This window comes from Blautia sp. Marseille-P2398, assembly GCF_964240315.1.
Classification (GTDB): Bacteria; Bacillota; Clostridia; order Lachnospirales; family Lachnospiraceae; genus Blautia_A; species Blautia_A wexlerae.
The window spans coordinates 34,256-59,648 of sequence record NZ_CAXSTD010000017.1; the positions used below are offsets into that span (position 1 = coordinate 34,256).

Genomic DNA, 25,393 nt, shown 5'->3' on the forward strand with positions numbered 1-25,393 from the left:
AACCAGTATGATCCAGCAGGAAACTAGACTGAAAGTTGCCGACAACACTGGTGCAAAAGAAATCCTTTGTATTCGTGTTATGGGCGGCTCTACAAGAAGATATGCAAGCATTGGCGATACAATCGTTGCTACTGTTAAAGATGCAACACCAGGCGGCGTTGTTAAAAAAGGTGACGTTGTAAAAGCTGTTGTAGTTAGAACTAAAAAAGGCGCTCGTCGTAAAGACGGATCTTACATCCGTTTCGATGAAAATGCTGCCGTAATCATTAAAGACGACTTAACTCCGAGAGGAACACGTATCTTTGGACCAGTTGCCAGAGAGCTTCGTGAAAAGAAATTCATGAAGATCGTTTCCTTAGCTCCGGAAGTATTATAGGAGGGTGCCTAATGTCAGCTATGAAAATTAAAAAAGGTGATACTGTAAAAGTTATCGCTGGTAAAGATAATGGCAAAGAGGGTAAAGTCCTTGCAGTTAACGCAAAAGACAATACCGTTGTTGTTGAGAATATCAACAAAGTTACAAAACACAGCAAACCATCTGCTGCAAATCAGCAGGGCGGAATCATTACAAAAGAAGCTCCACTGCACATCTCCAACGTTATGCTGGTTGTTGATGGACAGGCTACAAGAGTAGGATTCCAGATGGACGGCGACAAAAAAGTCCGCGTTGCTAAAAAGACCGGTAAGGTTATCGATTAATTAAGAGAGGAGGCATGACAAGTGAGTAGATTAAAAGAAATGTACAAAAATGAGATCATGGATGCCATGACCAAAAAATTTGGATACAAAAATGTTATGGAAGTGCCAAAACTCGACAAGATCGTAATCAATATGGGTGTTGGTGAAGCCAAAGAAAACGCTAAGCTTCTTGATGCTGCAATCGCAGATATGGAACTTATCACAGGACAGAAAGCAATCGCTACTAAAGCTAAAAAATCTGTCGCTAACTTTAAAATCAGAGAGGGTATGCCGATCGGTTGTAAAGTTACATTAAGAGGAGAAAAAATGTACGAGTTCGCTGATCGTCTGATCAACCTTGCACTTCCTCGTGTACGTGACTTCCGTGGTGTTAACCCGAACGCATTCGATGGTCGTGGAAACTACGCTCTGGGTATCAAAGAGCAGCTGATCTTCCCGGAAGTTGAATATGACAAAGTTGACAAAGTAAGAGGTATGGACATCATCTTCGTTACTACAGCTAAGACTGATGAAGAAGCTCGTGAATTACTGACATTATTCAATATGCCGTTTGCAAAATAATAGGAGGAACGATTCATGGCTAAAACAGCAATGAAAATCAAACAGCAGCGTAAACAGAAATTCTCCACAAGAGAATATACACGTTGCAATATTTGTGGACGTCCACATTCTGTTTTAAGAAAGTACGGAATCTGCAGAATCTGCTTCCGTGAATTAGCTTACAAGGGACAGATCCCGGGTGTTAAGAAGGCTTCCTGGTAGGAACCGGATTTAAATAAAATAAACGATCGGCTGATTTATCAGTCCGATCATATGTCCAAACGAGATTTATGATAAAACAGGTAACAATGTAAACAATTAATATATATGCACATGTAAAGTCTGAATAATAGGAGGAAACTAACATGACAATGAGCGATCCAATCGCAGATATGCTTACAAGAATCCGTAACGCAAACACTGCAAAACATGACACAGTAGATGTTCCGGCATCCAAAATGAAAACTGCAATTGCTAACATCCTTGTTGATGAAGGATATATTGCAAAATATGATTTAGTTGAAGACGGAGTTGTTAAAACTCTTCATATCACACTGAAATACGGTGAAGACAAAAACGAAAAAATCATCACTGGTTTAAAGAGAATTTCCAAACCTGGTCTTCGTATCTACGCAGGTAAGGATCAGCTTCCAAAAGTTCTTGGTGGACTTGGAATCGCAATTCTTTCTACAAACAAAGGTGTTATTACTGATAAAGAAGCTCGTAAACTTCAGGTTGGCGGCGAAGTATTAGCATTCGTTTGGTAATTTGAACCAAGATTTTTTATAGAGAACAAACTGAAAACAGAGAGGATGAAACATCCTCTCCGATAATCTAAGTAAGGAGGACAAACATATGTCACGAATTGGTAGACTTCCGGTTGCTATTCCTGCAGGCGTAGAAGTAACTGTCGCTGAAGGCAACGTAGTAACTGTAAAAGGACCAAAAGGAACTCTCGAAAGAGCACTTCCTACAGAAATGGAAATCAAAGTCGAAGATGGTCATGTAGTAGTATCCAGACCAAACGACTTAAAGAAAATGAAATCTCTTCACGGTTTAACAAGAAGCTTGATCCACAACATGGTTGTTGGTGTAAGCGAAGGCTATACAAAAGAGCTTGAAGTTAACGGTGTAGGTTATAAAGCAGCAAAACAGGGCAAAAAGCTCACACTTAGCCTTGGATATTCTCATCCGGTAGAAATGGAAGATCCAGACGGAATCGAAACCAAAGTAGATGGTAACAAGATTATCGTATCCGGTATCAGCAAAGAAAAAGTCGGCCAGTTTGCAGCTGAGATCAGAGACAAGAGAAGACCTGAGCCATACAAAGGTAAAGGTATTAAGTATGTTGATGAAGTTATCAGACGTAAAGTTGGTAAGACTGGTAAGAAATAATTCAGGAGGGTGAGAAAATGGTAAATAAGGCATCTAGAGCGAAAATTCGTGAGAATAAGCATAGAAGATTACGTCATCATTTAAACGGAACTGCAACAACACCACGTTTAGCAGTATTTCGTTCCAACAAGCATATTTATGCTCAGATCATTGATGACACTGTAGGAAAAACTTTAGTATCTGCTTCTACTCTTCAGAAAGAAGTAAGAGCTGAGTTAGAGAACACTGATGATGTAGCAGCTGCTGCACATTTAGGAACCGTTATTGGTAAGAAAGCTGTTGAAGCTGGCATCGAAAGCGTTGTTTTCGACAGAGGAGGCTATATCTACCACGGTAAAGTTAAAGCACTGGCAGACGCAGCAAGAGAAGCTGGGCTGAAATTCTAATAAGGAGGAGCGAAACACATGAAACGTAATCTTATTGATGCTAGTCAGTTAGAATTAGAAGATAAAGTAGTATCAATCAAGCGTGTTACCAAGGTTGTTAAAGGTGGTCGTAACTTCCGTTTCACAGCTTTAGTTGTTGTAGGTGACGGCAACGGACACGTTGGTGCAGGTTTAGGTAAAGCAGCCGAAATTCCTGAAGCGATCCGCAAAGGAAAAGAGGATGCTATTAAGAAATTAGTAACAGTAGCAAGAGACGAAAACAACTCTATTACACATGACTTCGTTGGAAAATACGGAAGCGCTGAAATGCTTCTGAAGAGAGCTCCGGAAGGTACTGGAGTTATCGCCGGCGGTCCTGCCCGTGCGGTAATCGAGTTAGCTGGTATCAAAAACATCCGTACAAAATGTATGGGATCCAGAAACAAACAGAACGTTGTTCTTGCAACAATCGAAGGCTTAAGACAGTTAAAAACTCCGGAAGAAGTTGCTAGACTTCGCGGAAAATCTGTTGATGAGATTCTGGCTTAAGGAGGAAATACAAAAATGGCAAACACATTAAAAGTTACATTAGTAAAATCTCCTATTGGTGCAGTTCCGAAACACAAAAAAACTGTTGCAGCTATGGGTCTTACAAAAATGCACAAAACAGTTGAAATGCCGGATAACGCAGCAACAAGAGGAATGATTCAGCAGGTACAGCACCTGGTAAAGGTTGAAGAAGCTTAATTGCGATTTAACCAGAGAGAATTCTGATATGGATCTGATATGAACCTGTTATTCGTAGAGAATGGCAGGAGCATACAGAAACATATTCAGACACAATACAATCTGAACTTATAGATTTGAAATAATAATAAGGAGGTGCCAACATGGAATTATCAAACTTAAGACCAGCAGAAGGTTCTAAGCACAGCGATAACTTCAGAAGAGGCCGTGGACATGGTTCTGGAAACGGTAAAACAGCCGGTAAAGGACACAAAGGACAGTTAGCTCGTTCCGGTCACAAGAAACCGGGATTTGAAGGTGGTCAGATGCCTTTATACAGACGTCTGCCTAAGAGAGGATTCAAAAACAGAAATACAAAAGAGATTATTGCAATCAACGTTGACGTACTGAACCGTTTTGAAGATGGTGCAGAAGTTACAGCAGAAAGCTTACTTGCAAGCGGTGCAATCTCCAAGATCGCTGATGGCGTTAAAATTCTTGGAAACGGTGAGCTGACAAAGAAACTTAATGTCAAAGTAAATGCTGTCAGCGAGACTGCAAAATCAAAAATTGAAGCTGCTGGTGGTACAGTAGAGGTGATCTAATGTTTGAAACTCTTAAAAATGTTTTTAGAGTGAAAGAAATGAGACGCAAGCTGTTGTATCTGATATGGATGATTTTTATCATCCGTATCGGCTGCCAGATTCCGGTACCGGGAGTTGACAGTGATTTCTTCAAACAGTGGTTCAGCAGCAATGCCGGTGATGCATTCAATTTCTTTGATGCATTTACCGGTGGTTCATTTGAAAGAATGTCAATTTTCGCATTAAACATCACACCATATATTACATCTTCCATTATCATTCAGCTTCTTACCATTGCAATTCCGGCACTGGAAGAAATGCAGAGAGATGGTGAAGAGGGAAGAAAGAAGATGACTGCGATCACACGTTATGTGACCGTAGGTCTTGCTTTATTTGAGTCAATCGCAATGGCAATCGGATTCGGACGTCAGGGTATGATTCCGAATCTGGACTTCTTTAAAGGTGTTGTAGTTGTTGCCTGCCTTACAGCCGGTTCAGCTATGCTGATGTGGCTCGGTGAGCGTATTACGGAAAAAGGCGTTGGAAATGGTATTTCCATCGTACTTACCATTAATATCATTTCCAGAGTACCAAGCGACCTGACATTACTGTATGAGAACTTTATTAAAGGAAAAACGATTGCAAAGGGTACTCTTGCAGGACTGATCATTGCAGCTGTTATTCTTCTGGTAGTAGTTCTGGTACTTATCCTTAACGGAGCAGAGAGAAGAATTCCGGTTCAGTATTCCAAGAAAATGGTTGGAAGAAAGCTGATGGGCGGTCAGTCCACCAATATTCCGCTGAAGGTTAACACCGCCGGTGTTATCCCGGTAATCTTTGCATCCTCCATTATGTCTTTCCCGGCTGTCATTGCGCAGTTAACAGGAAAAGGTAATGGTACAGGAATCGGAAGTGAGATTATTCGTGGTCTTTCTTCCAATAACTGGTGTAATCCAAAACAGCTCCAGTATACATGGGGATTGGTTCTTTACATCGTACTTTGTGTTTTCTTTGCATATTTCTACACTTCCATTACATTCAATCCTCTGGAAGTTGCAGATAATATCAAAAAGCAGGGTGGATTTATTCCGGGTATTCGTCCTGGAAAACCTACGTCAGACTATTTGACTAATATCTTAAATTATATTATATTTATAGGTGCAGTAGGTCTTATCATTGTGTGCGTGATTCCGTTCATCTTTAATGGTGTGTTCGGAGCGAATGTTTCATTCGGTGGTACATCTATCATCATTATTGTTGGTGTTATCCTCGAAACTGTGAAACAGATTGAGTCACAGCTTCTCGTACGTAATTACAAAGGCTTTCTGAACAATTAAAAATGAGAGGTTGTGGTGCATGGCATCACAGCCTTGATTTGCTAAAAAAGAAAACGGAGGGTATAACTTATGAAAATCATTATGTTGGGTGCACCGGGGGCAGGAAAAGGAACTCAGGCGAAGAAAATTGCTGCGAAATATCAGATTCCGCATATTTCTACCGGAGATATTTTCCGCGCAAACATTAAAAATGGAACAGAACTGGGTAAAAAAGCAAAAACTTATATGGATCAGGGACTTCTCGTACCTGATGAACTGACCTGTGATCTGGTTGTGGACAGAATACAACAGCCGGATGCAGCAAATGGTTATGTGCTGGATGGTTTTCCAAGAACAATTCCTCAGGCAGAGTGCTTAACAGAGGCTCTGAACAAACTGGGAAGTAAAGTTGATTATGCAATCGATGTGGATGTTCCGGATTCTAATATTGTAAACCGTATGTCCGGAAGACGTGCCTGCCTGAAATGTGGTGCTACTTATCATGTTGTACATGCAGCACCGAAGGTTGAGGGCGTTTGTGATACCTGTGGAGAGAAACTGGTGCTTCGTGATGATGACCAGCCTGAAACAGTTCAGAAACGTCTTAACGTATATCATGAGCAGACACAGCCGCTGATCGATTATTATACTAAAGAGGGAATTTTAAAATCAGTGGATGGTACAAAAGATCTTGAAGAAGTATTTGCAGATATTGTTGCCATCCTGGGAGAGTAATTGGGTGTTTTTAAACACCATCTGGAGGTAAAATGTCGGTTTCTATCAAGACAGAACATGAAATTGAACTTATGAGGGAGGCAGGTCATTTGCTTGAAAAAGTGCATGATGGTCTGATCCCTTACATTAAACCGGGAGTGAGCACAAAGGAGATTGACCGTATCGGAGAACAGATGATACGTGATCTGGGATGCATCCCGAATTTCCTGAACTACGGAGGGTTTCCGGCGTCATTCTGTATCAGTCTGAATGATGAGGTAGTTCATGGGATCCCGTCTGAAGAGAAGATCATTCAGGAGGGAGATCTTGTAAAGATTGATGCCGGTCTTATTTATAAGGGGTATCATTCTGATGCAGCGAGGACTTATGCTGTCGGTGAAGTTTCACCGCAGGCACGTAAGCTGATGGATGTGACCAGAGAGTGTTTCTTTGAGGGACTCAAGGCCGCACGTGCGGGAAATCATCTGAATGATATTTCCAAGGCAATCGGTGCTCATGCTGCCAAATATCATTATGGGATTGTCCGCGACCTGGTTGGACATGGAATCGGCACTCACCTTCATGAGGATCCGCAGATCCCGAATTTTCCGCAGAAGAGAAGAGGAGTTCGTCTGATGCCGGGTATGACACTTGCTGTAGAGCCTATGATCAATCTGGGACGTGCAGATGTGGCATGGCTGGATGATGAGTGGACTGTTGTAACTATGGATGGTTCTCTTTCTGCTCATTATGAGAATACGATTCTTATTACAGACGGAGATCCGGAGATTCTGACTCTTACGAAATAATTGGACGACATACAGGAGGTTTAAAATGTCAAAAGCAGATGTAATCGAAGTGGAAGGCACTGTTCTGGAAAAGCTGCCTAATGCGATGTTTAAAGTGGAACTGGAGAACAAACATGTGGTGCTTGCACATATCAGTGGTAAGTTACGTATGAATTTTATTCGTATTCTTCCCGGAGATAAAGTTACGATTGAACTGTCTCCGTATGATCTGTCTAAGGGCAGGATTATCTGGAGAGATAAGTAAGAAATATTGGACTGCAGTTGGTGCAGTGATGAGAAAGAGAGCTGGAGGGATCTGGTTCTCTTTTTTTGTGCCGGAAGGGACGCGTAAAAAGGACGCGTATAAAAATAATTCATTTCATGTGCGGTTTCGGCATCTAAGATATTCTAAGCTTTCATAAATCTGCTAAAAGCATGAGGAAATCAGGTCAAACTCGCTTCGCTCAGACAGTGACCTGATTTTCTCATAACGCAGATTTCTGAGAGCTAAGAATATCTAAGATGCCTGCAAATGCACATGAAATGAATTATTTTTATACGCTGTGCGTTGGCAGTGGGAAGTATAAATGGATGATTGGGGGAAATGGGGGAGAAAATGAAAAAATGTGATTTTATTCAAAAAAGTGCTTGCATTTTATATTTTGCTGTGATAATATATAAGCCGAACGCGTGAGTATATTGTATTTGTGCGCTCAAAAAACTGCAGATTTTAATGAATTTACGGAAGGAGGATTTCCAGTGAAAGTAAGATCATCTGTAAAGCCGATCTGCGAAAAATGCAAGATCATTAAAAGAAAAGGATCTATCAGAGTAATCTGTGAGAATCCAAAACACAAACAGCGTCAGGGTTGATTGACGGTTTAAAGTTTGTGTAACGTGCGGCTGCAGTGTGAGACGCCCGGAAGGGTTGTTCAGACTGTTAAGATAGTTTTAGCATGTATTGCCTAATACCGAGAGGCAACGTTGGCCCGTTGGCCGCAGTAATTCGGAAAGGCTGCTTTTCGCCAATTGCAGCTGGGTGTTTTACCGAGGCACCCCAATTAGGAACTGAGAAATAAGGAAGTGATGTGTCCGATACATCCCATTTCACCTTACTTGAGTGAGAGAATTTGCGAGGGTAAGTGATGTACAGGCATTAAGGACTTTCAAAGTAGAAGATGGAGGAAACAGTACATGGCTCGTATAGCTGGTGTAGACTTACCAAGAGAAAAACGTATTGAAATCGGTCTTACCTACATTTATGGTATTGGTAGACCAAGCGCAGACAAAATCCTTGCAAAGGCAGAAGTTAATCCTGACACACGTGTCAGAGATCTGACTGATGACGAAGTAAAGAGACTCAGCGCAGTTATTGATGAAACAATGACAGTAGAAGGTGACCTTCGTAGAGAAATCGCCCTCAACATTAAGAGACTGCAGGAAATTGGATGCTACAGAGGTATCCGTCATCGTAAAGGACTTCCGGTTCGTGGTCAGAAGACTAAGACCAACGCCAGAACACGTAAAGGTCCTAAGAGAACAGTAGCTAATAAGAAGAAATAAATAAAGCTTTAAACATCTGATAAGCGTAAGCTGATCTTATGAGGAAGCTTGCATGGACACTTGATGAATGACGAGCGAAGCGAGGAAATGAATTTAGTGGACATGGTGTTTCTTGTAACATATATTTGATTGATAAATAGGAAAGTGTAGGTTAGTTTTAAAATGGCTAAAGTGACTAAAAAAGCGACTGCAAAACGTCGTGTCAAGAAAAACGTTGAACACGGACAGGCACATATTCAGTCTTCTTTCAACAATACAATTGTTACTCTGACTGACAATGAAGGAAACGCTCTTTCATGGGCAAGTGCTGGTGGTCTTGGATTTAGAGGTTCAAGAAAATCTACTCCTTATGCAGCACAGATGGCAGCTGAGACTGCAACAAAAGCTGCACTTATTCATGGTTTGAAAACTGTAGATGTTATGGTAAAAGGACCAGGTTCTGGACGTGAAGCTGCAATCCGTGCCCTTCAGGCTTGCGGACTGGAAGTAACAAGCATCCGCGACGTAACTCCGGTACCACACAACGGTTGCCGCCCACCAAAACGCAGAAGAGTCTAATTGATTTAGAATATTAGGAGGTATTTGAGAAATGGCAGTAAATAGAGTGCCTGTTCTGAAAAGATGCAGATCCCTTGGCCTGGATCCGATTTATTTAGGAATTGATAAAAAATCCACAAGACAGTTAAAACGTGCAAATCGTAAAATGTCTGAGTATGGTTTACAGTTAAGAGAAAAACAGAAAGCAAAATTTATCTACGGAGTTCTGGAAAAACCTTTCCACAACTACTACGACAAAGCTGACAGAATGCCTGGACAGACTGGTGCAAACCTTATGATCCTTCTTGAGAGCAGACTTGACAATGTAGTATTCCGTATGGGATTTGCAAGAACAAGAAAAGAAGCTCGTCAGATTGTTGACCACAAGCATGTACTTGTAAACGGAAAATGTGTAAACATTCCTTCCTACCTTGTAAAAGCCGGTGATCAGATCGAGATCAGAGAAAAATCCAAAGGTTCTGAAAGATACAAAGGTATCCTTGAAGTAACTGGCGGACGTCTTGTTCCGGAATGGATCGATGTAGATCAGGAGAACTTAAAAGGAACTGTAAAAGAACTTCCTAACAGAGAAGCAATTGATGTTCCTGTAAACGAGATGCTTATCGTCGAGTTGTACTCCAAATAATCCATAGGATTATATCATAGAAAATTACCTGGTAATATTTCTATTATTTATACGATTCAGTGGTTGATTATTATCTTCCGCTGAATTGTAGTATTTGAATGAATACCCCTCAAACTTTTATTAACCCAGAAGGAGGGAACCCTATAGTGTTTGATTTTAATAAACCTAAGATCGAGATTACCGAATTATCTGAAGATAAAAAATTTGGCAGATTCGTAGTTGAGCCTCTGGAAAGAGGATATGGAACTACACTTGGAAATTCTTTAAGAAGAATTATGCTGTCTTCCCTGCCGGGTGCAGCTGTAAGCCAGGTTAAAATTGATGGTGTGCTTCACGAATTCAGCTCCATTCCGGGCGTAAAAGAAGACGTGAGCGATATTATCATGAATCTGAAGAGCCTTGCTATTAAGAACCACAGCACAGACAATGAGCCGAAAACCGCATACATCGAATGTGAAGGAAAAGGTGTTGTAACTGCAGCTGATATCCAGGCTGATCAGGATATCGAGATTATGAATCCGGATCAGGTGATTGCTACTTTAAACGGTGGCAAGGACTGCAGACTTGCTATGGAGCTTACTATTACAAAAGGCCGCGGATATATCAGTGCTGATAAAGGTAAATCTGATGATATGCCGATCGGTGTACTTGCAGTTGATGCTATCTATACACCGGTAGACAGAGTCAACATGACTGTAGAGAATACACGTGTTGGTCAGGTAACCGATTATGATAAGCTGACACTGGATGTGTATACAAACGGTACACTTGATCCGGATGAGGCGGTAAGCCTTGCAGCAAAAGTATTAAGCGAGCACTTGAGCCTTTTCATTGACCTTTCCGAGAATGCAAAGACCGCTGAGGTTATGATCGAGAAAGAAGACAATGAGAAAGAAAAAGTCCTGGAAATGAGCATTGATGAACTTGAGTTATCTGTTCGTTCCTATAACTGCTTGAAGAGAGCCGGTATTAATACAGTTGAAGAATTATGTAACAAGACTTCTGATGATATGATGAAGGTTCGTAACCTTGGACGTAAATCATTAGAAGAAGTTCTTGCGAAACTGAAAGAGCTGGGCTTACAGCTTCAGCCTGCAGAAGAGTAAGAATTGATCAGGTTATTGGTTCTCTAAGGGAACAATAACCAGTTAGCAAAGAGATATTATACGGTGGGGATGCCTAAGCAGTCGGACAGTAAGACCGAACAAGCGTGCCCGGCTGTCCCACAGATGGAGGAAAATTAAATGGCAAAATATAGAAAATTAAGCAGAACTTCTGACCAGAGAAAAGCATTACTGAGAAGCCAGGTAACAAGCCTTTTATATCATGGAAAAATTGTTACTACAGAAGCTAAAGCAAAAGAAATCCGTAAAATCGCAGAAGGCCTTGTAGCTATGGCTGTTCGTGAAAAAGATAACTTCGAAACTGTTACTGTAACTGCTAAAGTTGCTCGTAAAGATGCTGAAGGCAAGAGAGTAAAAGAAGTTGTTGACGGAAAGAAGAAAACTGTATACGATGAAGTACAGAAAGAGATCAAGAAAGATGCTCCTTCCAGACTTCACGCTCGTCGTCAGATGATGAAAGTTTTCTACCCGGTTAAAGAAGTACCTGCAAAGGGTGCCGGAAGAAAGAAAAACACTAAAGACGTAGATATGGTTGCTAAGATGTTCGATGAGATCGCTCCAAAATACGCTGACCGTAACGGTGGTTACACAAGAATCGTTAAGATCGGACCGCGTAAAGGCGATGCTGCAATGGAAGTACTGATCGAATTAGTATAATCCAGCCAGATTTTCGATTTTATATTTGTCCAGACGATGATAAGACTGCATATGTATGGTGTTCATGCCGTATATATGCAGTTTTTTTGTTATGCTATAGGAAATCACTTCCTTGTAACATAACCGTTTATTACCCTTGATTATTTGAGCCAGATAGCGTAAAATCGTAGAGTATATAAAAACCATATTGATGAAGAAGTGTTAAATAAGACATTGGAATGTTACAAAATACGAGAGCAAAAGATAAGCGAGGAATACAAATGACCGGCAGGAGATTGAAAAATTGAGGCAGAATACGAAAAAGAAACGATCAGGATTTGGTTATTTCATCAGGATGTTTTTGTTGTTGGTGGAATTACTGGCTGTTACACTGTTTCTGTGGGGAAATGATGCTTATTCCATATCTGCCACCACACCTGAATTTAAGTGGGAAAATTATAAAACGATCGCACATGCACTGGGAGGGATTGGTGATAAAACCTATCTGAATTCAAAAGAGAGTTTTCTGGCAGGCTATCAGATGGGGTGCAGGTTGTTTGAAGTTGATCTTGTGAAAACATCTGACAATGTATGGGTGTGCCGCCATAGCTGGTATCAGTCTCTTGGACAATGGGAAGGCGATGAAAAGAAAGTTCTGTCCTCAGAGGAATTCTTATCCCGGCCCATTTATGGAAAATATACGCCTATAACATTTGAAGATCTGCTGGTTCTGCTGAGTGATTATCCGGACGCTTTTGTGATGCTGGATTCCAAACAGTATTCTCTCCGTAATTATCAGAAAACAGTGGAAGATTATGCAGACTATATTGAACTGGCAGAGGCTGCCGGTGTCCCGGATGTGATGCGGCAGGTCATACCGGAAATTTATAACCAGGCAATGTTTGCCGGAACAGCACTGCTGTACGATTTTCCAGGATATATTTATTCTTTATGGCAGGAATACTCTATTAAAGAACTGACTGAAATTGCGGCATTTTGCAGAGAAAAGAATATTCAGGCAGCTACAGTCTACTATAAATACTGGTCAGAGGATGTGCAGAAGATTTTTGACAAAAAAGGAATCAGGTTATATATTTATACTGTGAATGACCTGAAGGAAGCACAATATTATATGCAAGAGGGTGCGGCAGGTGTATGCTCAGACTATCTGCAGGATACTATGTTTAACTGATCTGTCCTGTCGGCATTATGAAATGGTCATAGAGGTATTATAGCTGTAGCTGTTCCGGGTTGAATAAGGGCAAAGATATCAGGAGCAAAAAGAATTTTAAATAAGCGGCAATAACAAAGATTATATTATAAAGGAAATTATCATACACAATGAAAATAAGAGTAATGATTGCTGTCTGTGCAGCAAAATTTGTAGGATACGTATGTAAGAAAATGGGAAGACAGGGTGTGACCTGGGCAGGAAAAGTGGCGATTAAGATCTGTCCGGACATTCTGGAACAGCTTTCCTCACAGGTACGAAAGGCTATTTTTGCAACCTGCGGTACAAATGGAAAGACAACTACCAACAATATGCTCTGTGCGGCACTGGAAGCGGAAGGACAGAAAGTAATCTGTAACCATACAGGTTCCAATATGCTCAATGGAGTTGTTGCCGCATTTGTGCTGGCTTCGAAATGGAATGGTAAAATTGATGCGGACTATGCATGCATTGAGGCCGATGAAGCATCCACCAGACATATTTTTCCGAGAATCAAACCGGACTATATGCTTCTGACAAATCTTTTCCGCGACCAGCTTGACAGATACGGAGAGATTGATATCACTATGAACATTCTGGAAGAAATGATGCGCAAGGTTCCGAAGATGCAGATTATTGTAAACGGTGATGATGCATTATCCGCATATCTTGCCATGGATTCCGGGAATCCATATGTAACTTATGGTATCAGTAAACCGGTGATCAAATCTGCGGCAAATGAAATCAGGGAAGGACGTTTCTGTAAGCGATGCGGTGAAAAACTGGAATATCGTTTCTATCATTACAGCCAGCTGGGAGATTATTATTGTCCAAAATGCGGATTTGCAAGACCGAAGCCGGATTTTGATGCGGAGGATGTAAAGGTAGGCGACCAGCTCAGCTTTTGTGTAGAAGGAAAACACATTGTAGCAAATTATAAGGGATTTTATAATGTGTATAATATACTGGCAGCTTATGCGGGAGTGAGGACTGCGGGATTTGCGGGAGAGCATTTCGGGGATATGCTCCGCAGATTTAATCCGGAAAACGGACGTATGGAGCAGTTTCGCATTAAGGGAACAGGAGTAACCTTAAATCTTGCCAAGAATCCGGCGGGATTTAATCAGAATATTTCCGCAGTGATGCAGGATCAGGCACCGAAGGACATCATTATTGCGATCAATGATAATGCTCAGGATGGAACAGATATTTCCTGGCTCTGGGATGTTGACTTTGATCTTCTCGGAAATGATTCAGTGAAATCTATTACTGTAAGCGGTATCCGCTGTCAGGATATGCGTCTGCGGCTGAAATATGTGGATATCCCGTCTGTCCTCGAGGGCGATGTTGAGAAAGCAATCCGCGACAGAGTAGAGGACGGAGTGGGGAATCTGTATGTGCTGGTAAACTATACAGCATTATTCAGTACCAGAAATATTCTGAAGAGACTGGAGGGCGAGAAATAATGAAAATTACAATAGGACATTTATATCCGGATCTTCTGAATCTTTACGGTGACAGAGGTAATATCCAGTGTCTGATGAAGAGATGCCAGTGGCGTGGGATTGAGGCTGAGACCATACCGTTTGAGCTGGATGATAAAATAGATTTCTCGAAGCTTGATATCGTACTTCTGGGTGGCGGTTCGGACAGAGAACAGATGATCGTATGTGAGAAGCTACAGAAAATCCAACCGGATTTTAAGGCTTATGTGGAAGATAACGGCGTTGTCATTGCAATCTGCGGTGGCTATCAGTTACTTGGGAAGTATTACAAAACAGATCAGGGAAACATGAAAGGACTGGACCTGGTAGACTTGTATACAGAGCAGGGCGAAGGCCGTCTGATCCAGAATATCGTTCTGCAGAGTGAGCTGTTTGATATGCCGATCGTTGGATTTGAGAATCATGGAGGAAGAACCTGCATTAATAATAACAAACCACTGGGAAAAGTACTTTACGGTGCAGGAAATGACGGTAAGTCAGGCTATGAAGGCGTAGTATATAAGAATGTGATAGGGACTTATCTGCATGGACCGTTACTTCCGAAGAATCCGCAGCTTGCAGACTGGCTCATTCAACATGCGCTGGAAAGAAAGTATGGAAAAGAAACAGAACTTACACCGTTAGATGACAGTCAGGAAAAAGAAGCAAATGACTATATATACCACAGATTTGTAAGAGGATAATTATGGCGAAATCATGTAATCAAAAAGGAAAAATACTGTATCTGCAGAAAATGCTGTCTGAGACAACCAGCCAAAAGCCTGTCACCATGCAGGAGATTCTGGCAAAACTGGAAGAACAGGGGATTCGAGCTGAGCGAAAGAGTATTTATGATGATATGGAAACCCTGCGTGATTTTGGAATGGATATACATTACAGAAGAGGACGGGAAGGCGGATATTATGAGGAAAAATCCGCTTCAGATAAAACAGAAGCGGATAATACGATAATACATCAGCCGGATGGCGAAACAGGAGAGAAATCTGAAAATGTGCAGGAACAGATTGGAAAAGAATCTGAAGCACCTGCAAAGATCAGTGCTCCGACACCCTCCCAAACAGGAGAGAATTTAAAAGAAATCAGGCTTGTATGTCAGAATTCTACAAAGAAAAAAATCCAGCGTACCTTTGGTTCGGAGATTTTCTGCAAAATAAAGGGGGAGGATAATTTTATTGTAACTGTTGAGGTTGTGGTTGATAAGGCATTTTTTGGATGGTTGACTTCTATGGGAAGAAATGTACATATTCTGAAACCAAAGAAAGCAGCCGTTGCCTATCGGGATTATCTGAAGAACATTGCAAAAGATTATAAGGGAATTGATAAATAAATATGATATCAGAAAGGATCGTATTATGAAAAGAAGAGCAACAGCTATTCTGCTTGGAATAATGGTATCCTCCATGTTCCTGTCTGCCTGCGGGAAGAATGAGGCAAAAGAAGCAGCAAATGAAAGCGCCCAGGTAGAAGAAGAGGGCGTAGGCGAAGTAACTGAGGAAGGTGAAAAAGTAGAGGCAGAAAATAAAAATGCTTCTGATGCCGATGACAGCAGCAAGGCAGGAGACAGTGCAAAATCAGACGAAGACAATAAAGAGACATCAGTGAAGGAGGAAGAAGACGGAGATTCTTCAGGAAAAGATTCAGATGATGAATCAGAGGAAGATGCTGAGGTAACGGAAGCTTCTGCCGGAAAGATAGGTGTGCTTCTTTCTGATGACGATGAGGATGCAAAAATTGACAGCGAAGAGATGACTTCGCAAATTGAAGATGGAGGATATGAGGCAGATGTGAAGAATGCCGGCGGCGATCCTGCGCTTCAGATTTCCCAGATTCAGGAATTTATTGATGAGCAGGTTTCTGCCCTGATCATTGATCCGGTAGACTCCTATGGTCTGACAGATATCCTGAAAACTGCCAAAGAGCAGGAAATACCGGTTATTTCCTATGACAGTCTGATCCGGGATACTGCGGATATCAATTATTATGCAACTTATGATACTAGAGCAATAGGAAAGGATATTGCCAAAGAAATTATCAAAAAAATGGATCTGGATAAAGCCAGAGAGGATAAGAAGTCTTATACAATAGAATTTCTCATGGGATCTCCGGATGACAATGCTGCACTGTTTCTGTGTAATGGAATTCAGGAGGGACTTCAGGAATATCTGGATGATGGAACACTTGTATGTAAATCCGGAAATACGTCATTTGATGATACAGGAATCATGAGATGGAGCGAGACATCTGCAAAGACAAAACTTGATTCGATTATAAGTGAGTTTTATGCAGAGGAGAAGGCTCCGGATATTATCTGTACTGCATATGACGGATTTGCTTATGCTGCAGAGGAAATTTTAAGTGACAGTGGTCTGGAACCGGGAAGTGATGAATGGCCGATGATCACAGGATATGGCAGTGAGGCACAGGCAGTAAAGGATATTGCAGCAGGTAAAATGTCATTTACCATGTTTATGGACCGTAAGGAACTGGCTAAGGGCGGAGCACAGATGGCCATTGACTATCTGACAGGAGAGAAAGTTGACGTAAAAGATTATTCACAGTATGATAACGGAGTAAAGATTGTGGGAACTTTTACATGTGGAGCACAGATGATCGACAAGGATAATTATCAGATTCTTGTGGATAACGGAACTTATACGGAAGATGAGATCGCTCCTGATCCCACACCGACACCGGAGGTGACACCTGCGCCAGAGGCAACACCTGTGCCGAAAGTGACATTAAAGACAGCCTCAGAGGAAGATTCAAAAGAAGTGACACCAACTCCCGAAACAGAAGATAAATCAGAAGGTGAAACGAGAGAAAATCTGATCTATGATTCCGAAGATAACTCAAAAGTGGAGAAAACATCGGATCAGAAAAAATAAAGAATTCATAGAACAAAAAAGGATGGGTTTTCCCATCCTTTTATAGTTAATCTCTGAAGGTTAAGGAATCGTCTGTCATGGAATCAACGATAGCAAGAGATTCAAGACGTATTCCCATATCGCGGATCTCCTGACCGCCATGCTGGAATCCTTTCTCAATAACAATACCGGCTCCTTCAAGAGTTGCCCCTGATTTCTTAACAATATCGATCAGGCCGAGAAGTGCACATCCGTTAGCAAGGAAATCATCAATCAGAAGTACATGATCTTCAGGTCCGAGAAACTTCCTGGAAAGGATCACATCATATACTTTCTTATGAGTGAAAGATTCTACTTTAGTTGTATACATTTCTCCATCCAGATTCACGCTCTGTGCTTTCTTGGCAAAAACTACAGGTACATCAAAGTACTGGGCAGCAATACAGGCGATACCGATACCGGATGCTTCAATTGTAAGGATTTTAGTGATTGGACAGTCGGAGAAGCGGCGTTTGAATTCTTTGCCGATTTCATTGATGAGGGTAATATCCATCTGATGATTTAAGAAACTGTCTACTTTTAAAATATTTCCCGGTTTTACAACTCCATCCTTAAGAATTCGGTCTTTTAAAAGCTTCATAGATTTCTCTCCTTTATATATGTAATTAGTTTGTAGCTGTCGGTAACTATCCGGTACACTGCTTCCCGAAAGTACTGAATAGTTACAGTTACTGTGAATATGCAGAATTCAAAAAAACATCAGGCTGCAAAATGAACAGTAACATTGCTGTTTTGATAATTATAAACTATGATACGCTATAATTCGTCTTCATGCAATTATTTTTGACAAAAAATCTAAAAATAATTATAATAGTCTCAGACTGGTTGGGAAAAACCGCAGGACAATCTGTGCAGATTGCCGTAAATCAGCCGAAGAGGGCTAAATAGTGAAACGGATTGTGAATATCCGTCTTACGGACTGGAGATGGAATATGAAAGAATATGAACTGATATGGGAAATTTTTAATAAATGTCCGCGGAATCAGATGAGAGATGTTTTTGTGGAAGAACTGGAACTTGAGGATCCGGAAGAATATATCAGAAATAAATTCAAAGGAAAAGAGGTTTCCTATGAGAAAACCGTTCTGGAGGATGGAACCATTATTTTTGATATTACGACTTCACAAATAAAACAGCGTTGCTCCTTTACAGAAATTTGACAAATGTGGTATAATATCATTTACGCTGTACGGAAGTGCTGTAAGCAGGAAAGCCACAGACAGTGTGTGAGGATATAAAGACAGATAAGCGGTAAAGAATCGGATATTCTGAAAGAGAAAGGGGAATGTTATGGCCGAGGAACAAAAGACACATACGCATGTACTGGAGGATGGGACGGTAGTTGAACATTCTCATGGGGAGCCTGGGCATCATCACAGTCATGCGCATACAAAGGCAGTGCTGAACCGTATGTCCAGAGCAATCGGACATATGGAATCTATCAAACGTATGATAGAGGACGGAAGAGACTGTGCGGAAGTTCTGATACAGCTTTCAGCAGTGAAATCTGCCATCAATAATACAGGTAAGATCATTCTGCAGGATCATATCGAACACTGTATCGTAGATGCAGTGGAACATGGTGATAAAGAGGCAATTAAAGAACTTGAGGTAGCAATTGACAGATTTGTAAAGTAATATGCGTACTCTGGAGCTTGTTTGAAAAATGCTTTACGCAAGATGTGCGTCACAATTTGTGGGAATGATTTTTCAGACACGCTCCTTGCTGACAATAGAGAATATTTTGTTATTGTTCACACACCACTATCCCGCGAGGTGTTTTGGCATGAATATGCCAAAATCCCGAGACATACAAGCCAAAATTCCATTGCCGTAGGCAATCTGGAATGAATTTTGGCTACGTTACTGTGAACGGAGTGAACAGTAACAATATTTTGTCAGTACAGCAGTGCGTAAATATAAAGGAGAAGATTAATTATGGCAAAAGAATGTAACAACACTTCATGCGACAAAGCAAGCTGCGAAGGTTGTTCCAGCAGCAAGAAACAGCAGAGTTTTCAGGCAGAAATGAATGCTCAGTCAAATGTAAAACATGTGATCGGGGTTGTCAGCGGAAAGGGTGGCGTTGGTAAATCCTTCGTAACAGGCTCTCTGGCAAACATGATGGCAGCACAGGGATACAAAGTCGGTATCCTGGATGCGGATATCACAGGACCGTCCATTCCGAAAATGTATGGATTAAAGGGTGCAGCAATGGCAAATGATGAAGGTATCTACCCGATGATCACAAAAAACGGGATCAAGGTAATGTCCATCAACCTTCTGCTTCCTACAGAGGATACTCCTGTAATCTGGAGAGGTCCGGTTCTTGCAAATATGGTAAAACAGTTCTGGACAGATGTTATCTGGGGCGACGTAGACTATCTGTTTGTGGATATGCCTCCTGGAACAGGTGATGTTCCGCTTACAGCATTCCAGTCTCTGCCGATCGAAGGAATCGTGATCGTAACATCACCTCAGGATCTGGTTAAGATGATCGTTAAGAAAGCCTTTAATATGGCTGAGATGATGAAGATACCGGTACTTGGAATCGTAGAGAACTACAGCTATGTGAAATGTCCGGACTGCGGAAAAGAGATCAAAGTCTTTGGTGAGAGCCATATTGATGAGATCGCAGCAGAGCTGAAGGTTCCTGTACTTGGAAAAATGCCGATTGATATGGATTATGCAACCAAGGCAGACGGCGGATTCTTTGCAGCAATCGATAATCAGTATATTACTGATGCACTGGCTGTAATGCCGAAATAAGAAAAAGAAGTTCTCATTCAGTAAGAAACGCGATTATAAAAATTGTTGTTTCAGTACTGAGTGAGGACTTCTTTTATTATATGGAAGTAAACATTTCAATAAAGCGTTCAGCAGCCTGAGAGACAGTAAGACTGTCATGCTGGGCAAGTATAAGCTGACGTCCGGGAAGAGGCTCTTTTAACATGAGCGGTGTCAGCTGATCATTTTCTTTTAACATATAATCAGGAACGCAGGCAATTCCCAGTCCGATCCGTGCCAGATCCAGAAGCAGGTCATTACTGTTTAACTCTACTTCAGGAAGAAGCTTGAGATTATGGGCTGTGAATGCTTCCCGCAAATATTCACTGGTGGTACTTTTGGGGGAAAGCATCAGGATTGGATAGTTCAGAAGCTCCTGCAGTTCGGTCTGAACAGTGTGTACAGGAAAGTAATCCGTATTGGCAACGAATACATCGTGGAATTCTTTTAGCACACGTGTCTGAAAATGGCTGCCAAGTCTGGAATTAGGACAGTTGCATACAATCAGATCTGCCTGACCTTTCTCCAGAAGCTCTGCACAGCCGATGGAGGTACTGTTTGTGACTTTGATACGGACATCCGGGTAGGTTTGATGGAATTTCTGAAGATAATCAATGAGAAAATACCGGCAGATCGTATCGCTGGCAGCAATACGCAACTGGCCTTTCAGCAGATTGTCTCCTGACAGGAGAGATTCTCCCTCGTCCAGAAGCTGGAGAGCCGGTTTTACATGCTGGAGCAGAAGTTCTCCTTCAGGAGTTAACAATACTTTCTTGGTACTGCGGATAAAAAGAGGATGATTTAGCTTCTTTTCCAGAGTTTTAATGGACTGGCTGACTGCTGACTGGGAGATAAAAAGCTGGCGGGAGGCCTCTGAGAAGCTGAGGGTGGTGGCAACATAGTAGAATACTTTGTATAGTTCAAGATTAATATCCATAGAAATAAATCCTTTCATAAAATAATGTGATGATACAAATTGTCGGCAGCAATGGAACTTTAGATTGTATGTCTCGGGATTTTGGCATATTCATTCCAAAACATTTCACGGATAGTGATTAATTAGTGTTACTGTTCACTCCGTTCTCAGTAACACGCTTCGCGATGCACAGAATTTATGCTAATCGCATAAATTCGCGCGGTATATCTTGGGTTTTCTGTGACCTTCGCTCACAAAAAACACCTCGCGGGATATTACCAGTGAACAGTAACTAATTAGTTACATTAATAAAAAATATAAGATATATTAATTTTACTAATGATATTTCCTATGATACTATAAAGAAAGCAATAGTTCAAGCAGCAGGTTCACTGGAGTCGGGCTGCAAGGTGCTTTTAAAGCATTTTTAAAACAATGCATACATAAGAAAGGAGTTTCTATGAGTAACGTAAGACGTGTCTATGTAGAAAAGAAACCGGCCTTCGCTGTACAGGCAAAGGAATTAAAACATGAGGTCAGCAGCTATCTGGGAATTAAATCCGTAACAGCAGTACGTGTGCTGATCCGCTATGATGTAGAAAATATTTCTGATGAAGTTTTTGATAAAGCATGCAAAACTGTTTTTGCAGAGCCACCTGTAGATGATTTATATCTAGAGAATTTTGAGGCAGCAGAAGGCTCCCGCATCTTCTCTGTAGAATTTTTACCGGGACAGTTTGACCAGAGAGCAGATTCTGCTGTTCAGTGTGTACAGTTCCTGGATGAGAATGCACAGCCTATCATTCGTTCCGCAACTACTTATGTAATTGAAGGAACTATTTCAGATGAAGAATTTGATGCTATCAAGCATCACTGCATCAACCCTGTAGATTCCCGTGAGACAGGTCTGCAGAAACCGGAAACACTGGTAACTGTTTTCCCGGAACCGGAAGATGTTAAGATTTTTGACGGATTTAAGGAAATGCCGGAAGCAGAATTAAAGGAACTTTATGATTCTTTAAATCTTGCAATGACATTCAAGGATTTCCAGCATATCCAGCATTATTTCAAAGAAGAAGAGAAACGTGACCCGTCCATGACAGAAATCCGTGTACTGGATACCTACTGGTCTGATCATTGCCGTCACACAACCTTCTCCACAGAACTGACAGATGTAAAATTTGACGAAGGTGATTACAAAGCACCGATCGTAGATACTTACAAGAAATATCTTGCTGACAGAGAAGAACTTTACAAAGGTCGTAAGGACAAATTTGTCTGCCTGATGGATCTGGCTCTGATGGCTATGAAGAAACTGAAAGCAGAAGGAAAGCTTGCTGATCAGGAAGAATCTGATGAGATCAATGCCTGCAGTATTGTAGTTCCTGTAGACGTAGACGGTAAAGAAGAGGAATGGCTGATCAACTTCAAGAATGAGACACATAACCATCCTACTGAGATCGAGCCATTCGGTGGTGCAGCTACCTGCCTTGGCGGTGCGATCCGTGACCCGCTTTCAGGACGTACTTATGTATATCAGGCAATGCGTGTAACAGGTGCAGCAGATCCTACTGTTTCTGTAAAAGAAACTCTCAAGGGTAAACTTCCGCAGAAGAAACTGGTAAGAAGCGCAGCTCATGGCTACAGCTCCTATGGAAACCAGATTGGTCTTGCAACAGGTTATGTAAAAGAAGTTTACCATCCTAACTATGTAGCGAAACGTATGGAGATCGGTGCTGTTATGGGTGCTGCTCCGAGGCGCGCGGTTATCCGTGAGAATTCTGATCCGGGAGATATCATTATCTTACTTGGAGGACGTACAGGACGTGACGGTATCGGTGGTGCTACAGGTTCTTCCAAGGTTCATACAGAAGCTTCTATTGAAGTGTGCGGCGCTGAGGTGCAGAAAGGTAATGCTCCTACTGAGCGTAAGATCCAGCGTATGTTCCGCCGTGAGGAAGTCAGCCATATTATTAAGAAATGTAATGACTTTGGTGCAGGCGGTGTTTCCGTTGCTATCGGTGAGCTGGCAGCAGGTCTGAGGGTAGATCTTGACAAGGTTCCGAAGAAATATGCAGGTCTTGACGGAACTGAGATCGCAATCTCCGAATCTCAGGAACGTATGGCTGTAGTAGTTGACCCGAAAGATGTAGATACTTTCCTTGGCTATGCAAATGAAGAGAACCTGGAGGCAATTCCGGTTGCAGTTGTAACAGAGGATCCTCGTCTGGTACTTGTATGGAGAGGAAAAGAAATCGTAAATATTTCCCGTGCATTCCTTGACACTAACGGTGCACATCAGGAGACAACTGTAGAAGTAGAAATCCCTAACAAAGAAGGCAACCTCTTTGAAGAGCGCCCGGATGTAGCTGATGTAAAAGCTAAATGGATGGAAACTCTGGCAGACTTAAATGTATGCTCCCAGAAGGGACTTGTGGAAATGTTCGATGGTTCTATCGGAGCAGGCAGTGTATTTATGCCATACGGTGGTAAATATCAGCTCACAGAGACTCAGTCCATGGTAGCAAAGGTTCCGGTACAGAATGGTAAAACAGATACTGTAACCATGATGAGCTATGGCTTTGATCCGTATTTATCTTCCTGGAGCCCATATCACGGAGCTGCTTATGCAGTGACAGAGTCCGTTGCAAGAATCGTGGCTACAGGTGGTGACTATAAGAAAATCCGTTTCACATTCCAGGAATACTTCCGTCGTATGACAGAAGATCCTAAGAGATGGAGCCAGCCTTTTGCAGCACTTCTCGGTGCTTATGCAGCACAGATGGGATTCGGACTTCCATCCATTGGTGGTAAGGACAGTATGTCTGGTACATTCAATGATATTGATGTACCTCCGACACTGGTATCTTTCGCAGTTGACGTTGCGAAGATCCAGGATGTGATCACACCGGAATTAAAGAAAGCAGGAAACAAACTGGTATGGCTCCGTGCACCGAAGGATCAGTATGATCTGCCGGATTATGCAGGAATCATGGATCAGTATGAAAAACTTCACAAAGATATGCAGGACGGCAAAGTTGTTTCTGCTTATGCACTTGACCGCCATGGTATTGCAGCAGCAGTTGCAAAGATGGCATTTGGTAATGGCATGGGCGTAAAGATTGAGCATAACCTTGATTCGAGAGATTTCTTTGCACCTGGATTTGGCGATATTATCCTGGAAGTTCCGGATGGTAAGGTTGGTGAGCTTTCCATCACTTATACAGTGATCGGTGAAGTAACTGCTGACGGTAACTTCTCCTATGGAAATACAGTGATCACTGTAGACGAAGCTGAAAATGCATGGAAAGGTACTCTGGAAAAAGTATTTAAGACAGTTTCTTCTGAGAATGATAAAGAGGCAGCTGACAGAGATGAGAAGCTTTATCGTGCAGACAGCATCTATGTATGCAAGAACAAAGTTGCAAAACCTCGTGTATTTATTCCTGTATTCCCTGGAACAAACTGCGAGTATGACAGCACACGTGCATTCGAGCGTGCAGGTGCAGAGGTGGATGTAAAAGTATTCAAGAACCTGACTGCTGAAGATATCCATGACTCTGTAGAGCTTTTTGAGAAAGCAATCGATCAGGCACAGATCATCATGTTCCCGGGCGGATTCTCCGCAGGTGACGAACCGGATGGTTCTGCGAAATTCTTTGCAACTGCATTCCAGAATGCGAAGATCAAAGAAGCTGTTATGAAGCTGATCAATGAGAGAGACGGTCTGGCACTTGGTATTTGTAATGGTTTCCAGGCGCTGATCAAACTTGGTCTTGTACCGTATGGCGAAATCTGCGGACAGAAGGCAGATTCTCCGACACTGACATTCAATACCATTGGACGTCATATTTCCAAGATGGTTTATACAAAAGTTGTAAGTAATAAATCTCCATGGCTGCAGAAAGCACAGCTTGGTGGTGTTTACTGTAACCCGGCTTCACATGGTGAGGGTCGTTTTGTTGCAAATGACGAGTGGCTTGAGAAACTGTTTGCAAATGGACAGGTTGCAACTCAGTATGTGACTCCGGACGGACAGCTTAGCGTTGATGAAGAATGGAATGTCAATGGTTCTTATATGAACATTGAAGGTATTACCAGCCCGGATGGACGTATCCTTGGTAAGATGGCACATAGCGAACGCCGCGGGGACGGAGTTGCCATTAATATCTATGGAGAGCAGGATATTAAAATATTCGAGTCTGGTGTGGAATATTTTAAGTAAAATAGGGGAAAACTTTCCAGACGGAAGGTTCCCAGAGGAAGGACAGAAAGCGCTGTCCCTCCTCTGGACTCCACCCTTGCGCTTTCTTTTTAGGAGCGCCGGGATTGTGGTGTGGAGGAGTGTATTAACTTTGCGTATTCGCCTGGTTGGGTAGCGCCCTTTTTTGAGTGTGAAGGTCGCCACTCAAGTTTGA

At 41.8% G+C, this 25,393-nt stretch carries 31 protein-coding genes; 29 read left to right on the plus strand and 2 right to left on the minus strand.

All coding sequences use genetic code 11. The features are described 5' to 3' along the window. Positions 1-7 precede the first annotated feature (7 nt). The 25 genes from rplN to ACESZG_RS16390 all read left to right on the plus strand — a co-directional run bounded on the left by rplN (position 8) and on the right by ACESZG_RS16390 (position 17,233). A complete protein-coding gene (gene rplN, locus ACESZG_RS16270; protein WP_008707265.1) occupies positions 8-376 on the plus strand; it encodes a 50S ribosomal protein L14 in 369 nt (122 codons plus the stop codon). A gap of 11 nt (positions 377-387) precedes the next feature. Then, a complete protein-coding gene (gene rplX / locus ACESZG_RS16275) occupies positions 388-699 on the plus strand; it encodes a 50S ribosomal protein L24 (RefSeq protein WP_008707266.1) in 312 nt (103 codons plus the stop codon). Positions 700-720: 21 nt separating this feature from the next. Beyond that, on the plus strand, positions 721-1,260 hold the full coding sequence (rplE, locus tag ACESZG_RS16280) for a 50S ribosomal protein L5 (protein WP_008707267.1): 540 nt from the start codon (positions 721-723) through the stop codon (positions 1,258-1,260). Between the two features lie 15 nt (positions 1,261-1,275). Next, the gene (locus ACESZG_RS16285) at positions 1,276-1,461 is read left to right on the plus strand and encodes a type Z 30S ribosomal protein S14 (protein WP_008707268.1); all 186 of its coding nucleotides are present in this window, start codon (positions 1,276-1,278) and stop codon (positions 1,459-1,461) included. A 143-nt stretch (positions 1,462-1,604) separates the two neighbouring features. Further along, positions 1,605-2,006, plus strand: a complete 402-nt coding sequence (gene rpsH / locus ACESZG_RS16290) for a 30S ribosomal protein S8 (protein WP_008707269.1) — start codon at positions 1,605-1,607, stop codon at positions 2,004-2,006. A gap of 88 nt (positions 2,007-2,094) precedes the next feature. After that, the gene (gene rplF / locus ACESZG_RS16295; RefSeq protein WP_008707270.1) at positions 2,095-2,634 is read left to right on the plus strand and encodes a 50S ribosomal protein L6; all 540 of its coding nucleotides are present in this window, start codon (positions 2,095-2,097) and stop codon (positions 2,632-2,634) included. A gap of 17 nt (positions 2,635-2,651) precedes the next feature. Continuing rightward, positions 2,652-3,020 (plus strand): 50S ribosomal protein L18, encoded by a 369-nt coding sequence (gene rplR, locus ACESZG_RS16300; protein ID WP_008707271.1) that lies wholly within the window; start codon positions 2,652-2,654, stop codon positions 3,018-3,020. Between the two features lie 18 nt (positions 3,021-3,038). Continuing rightward, positions 3,039-3,548, plus strand: coding sequence for a 30S ribosomal protein S5 (gene rpsE, locus ACESZG_RS16305; RefSeq protein ID WP_008707272.1), 510 nt, complete (start codon positions 3,039-3,041; stop codon positions 3,546-3,548). 15 nt (positions 3,549-3,563) lie between these two features. After that, positions 3,564-3,746 carry a 50S ribosomal protein L30 gene (rpmD, locus tag ACESZG_RS16310; RefSeq protein WP_008707273.1) on the plus strand — a complete coding sequence of 61 codons (183 nt, stop codon included), beginning with the start codon at positions 3,564-3,566 and terminating at the stop codon, positions 3,744-3,746. Positions 3,747-3,889: 143 nt separating this feature from the next. Then, positions 3,890-4,330 (plus strand): 50S ribosomal protein L15, encoded by a 441-nt coding sequence (rplO, locus tag ACESZG_RS16315; protein WP_008707274.1) that lies wholly within the window; start codon positions 3,890-3,892, stop codon positions 4,328-4,330. Then, on the plus strand, positions 4,330-5,646 hold the full coding sequence (gene secY / locus ACESZG_RS16320; protein ID WP_008707275.1) for a preprotein translocase subunit SecY: 1,317 nt from the start codon (positions 4,330-4,332) through the stop codon (positions 5,644-5,646). The genes rplO and secY overlap by 1 nt, the downstream gene beginning before the upstream one ends. Before the next feature lie 69 nt (positions 5,647-5,715). Further along, positions 5,716-6,360, plus strand: a complete 645-nt coding sequence (locus ACESZG_RS16325; RefSeq protein WP_008707277.1) for an adenylate kinase — start codon at positions 5,716-5,718, stop codon at positions 6,358-6,360. Positions 6,361-6,392: 32 nt separating this feature from the next. After that, entirely contained in the window at positions 6,393-7,148 is a 756-nt protein-coding gene (gene map / locus ACESZG_RS16330; protein WP_008707279.1) for a type I methionyl aminopeptidase, read from the plus strand. A gap of 25 nt (positions 7,149-7,173) precedes the next feature. After that, on the plus strand, positions 7,174-7,392 hold the full coding sequence (gene infA / locus ACESZG_RS16335; RefSeq protein WP_005428560.1) for a translation initiation factor IF-1: 219 nt from the start codon (positions 7,174-7,176) through the stop codon (positions 7,390-7,392). Positions 7,393-7,886: 494 nt separating this feature from the next. Beyond that, positions 7,887-8,000, plus strand: a complete 114-nt coding sequence (gene rpmJ, locus ACESZG_RS16340) for a 50S ribosomal protein L36 (RefSeq protein ID WP_003497809.1) — start codon at positions 7,887-7,889, stop codon at positions 7,998-8,000. Between the two features lie 321 nt (positions 8,001-8,321). Next, entirely contained in the window at positions 8,322-8,690 is a 369-nt protein-coding gene (rpsM, locus tag ACESZG_RS16345) for a 30S ribosomal protein S13 (protein ID WP_008707282.1), read from the plus strand. 162 nt (positions 8,691-8,852) lie between these two features. Next, a complete protein-coding gene (gene rpsK / locus ACESZG_RS16350) occupies positions 8,853-9,248 on the plus strand; it encodes a 30S ribosomal protein S11 (RefSeq protein WP_008707283.1) in 396 nt (131 codons plus the stop codon). A 31-nt stretch (positions 9,249-9,279) separates the two neighbouring features. Continuing rightward, positions 9,280-9,873: a 30S ribosomal protein S4 gene (gene rpsD / locus ACESZG_RS16355; RefSeq protein ID WP_008707284.1), complete on the plus strand. Its 594-nt coding sequence runs from the start codon at positions 9,280-9,282 to the stop codon at positions 9,871-9,873. 146 nt (positions 9,874-10,019) lie between these two features. Further along, positions 10,020-10,979, plus strand: a complete 960-nt coding sequence (locus ACESZG_RS16360; RefSeq protein WP_008707285.1) for a DNA-directed RNA polymerase subunit alpha — start codon at positions 10,020-10,022, stop codon at positions 10,977-10,979. A gap of 138 nt (positions 10,980-11,117) precedes the next feature. Beyond that, entirely contained in the window at positions 11,118-11,654 is a 537-nt protein-coding gene (locus ACESZG_RS16365; protein WP_008707287.1) for a bL17 family ribosomal protein, read from the plus strand. A gap of 283 nt (positions 11,655-11,937) precedes the next feature. After that, positions 11,938-12,825, plus strand: a complete 888-nt coding sequence (locus tag ACESZG_RS16370; protein WP_022380204.1) for a phosphatidylinositol-specific phospholipase C/glycerophosphodiester phosphodiesterase family protein — start codon at positions 11,938-11,940, stop codon at positions 12,823-12,825. A 149-nt stretch (positions 12,826-12,974) separates the two neighbouring features. Then, the gene (locus tag ACESZG_RS16375; protein WP_008707292.1) at positions 12,975-14,309 is read left to right on the plus strand and encodes a MurT ligase domain-containing protein; all 1,335 of its coding nucleotides are present in this window, start codon (positions 12,975-12,977) and stop codon (positions 14,307-14,309) included. Further along, complete coding sequence (locus ACESZG_RS16380) at positions 14,309-15,031, plus strand: type 1 glutamine amidotransferase (protein WP_008707293.1); 723 nt, start codon at positions 14,309-14,311, stop codon at positions 15,029-15,031. The genes ACESZG_RS16375 and ACESZG_RS16380 overlap by 1 nt, the downstream gene beginning before the upstream one ends. 2 nt (positions 15,032-15,033) lie before the next feature. Further along, positions 15,034-15,675, plus strand: a complete 642-nt coding sequence (locus tag ACESZG_RS16385) for a hypothetical protein (protein ID WP_118520913.1) — start codon at positions 15,034-15,036, stop codon at positions 15,673-15,675. A 25-nt stretch (positions 15,676-15,700) separates the two neighbouring features. Further along, a complete protein-coding gene (locus tag ACESZG_RS16390) occupies positions 15,701-17,233 on the plus strand; it encodes a substrate-binding domain-containing protein (RefSeq protein WP_243282886.1) in 1,533 nt (510 codons plus the stop codon). Between the two features lie 46 nt (positions 17,234-17,279). On the opposite strand, the gene ACESZG_RS16395 is transcribed toward ACESZG_RS16390, so the two are convergent. Further along, the gene (locus tag ACESZG_RS16395) at positions 17,280-17,852 is read right to left on the minus strand and encodes a xanthine phosphoribosyltransferase (RefSeq protein ID WP_022380651.1); all 573 of its coding nucleotides are present in this window, start codon (positions 17,850-17,852) and stop codon (positions 17,280-17,282) included. A gap of 352 nt (positions 17,853-18,204) precedes the next feature. On the opposite strand from ACESZG_RS16395, the gene ACESZG_RS16400 reads away from it, so the two are divergent. The 3 genes from ACESZG_RS16400 (at position 18,205) to ACESZG_RS16410 (ending at position 20,041) form a co-directional block, all read left to right on the plus strand. Then, positions 18,205-18,432, plus strand: a complete 228-nt coding sequence (locus ACESZG_RS16400) for a hypothetical protein (protein ID WP_019162473.1) — start codon at positions 18,205-18,207, stop codon at positions 18,430-18,432. A 130-nt stretch (positions 18,433-18,562) separates the two neighbouring features. Beyond that, positions 18,563-18,910: a metal-sensing transcriptional repressor gene (locus ACESZG_RS16405; RefSeq protein WP_368210536.1), complete on the plus strand. Its 348-nt coding sequence runs from the start codon at positions 18,563-18,565 to the stop codon at positions 18,908-18,910. A gap of 300 nt (positions 18,911-19,210) precedes the next feature. Next, the gene (locus ACESZG_RS16410) at positions 19,211-20,041 is read left to right on the plus strand and encodes an Mrp/NBP35 family ATP-binding protein (RefSeq protein ID WP_008707307.1); all 831 of its coding nucleotides are present in this window, start codon (positions 19,211-19,213) and stop codon (positions 20,039-20,041) included. Positions 20,042-20,117: 76 nt separating this feature from the next. On the opposite strand, the gene ACESZG_RS16415 is transcribed toward ACESZG_RS16410, so the two are convergent. Then, positions 20,118-20,996: a LysR family transcriptional regulator gene (locus tag ACESZG_RS16415; protein ID WP_008707308.1), complete on the minus strand. Its 879-nt coding sequence runs from the start codon at positions 20,994-20,996 to the stop codon at positions 20,118-20,120. Between the two features lie 439 nt (positions 20,997-21,435). On the opposite strand from ACESZG_RS16415, the gene ACESZG_RS16420 reads away from it, so the two are divergent. Beyond that, a complete protein-coding gene (locus ACESZG_RS16420; RefSeq protein WP_368210535.1) occupies positions 21,436-25,200 on the plus strand; it encodes a phosphoribosylformylglycinamidine synthase in 3,765 nt (1,254 codons plus the stop codon). The last annotated feature ends 193 nt before the right edge of the window (positions 25,201-25,393 follow it).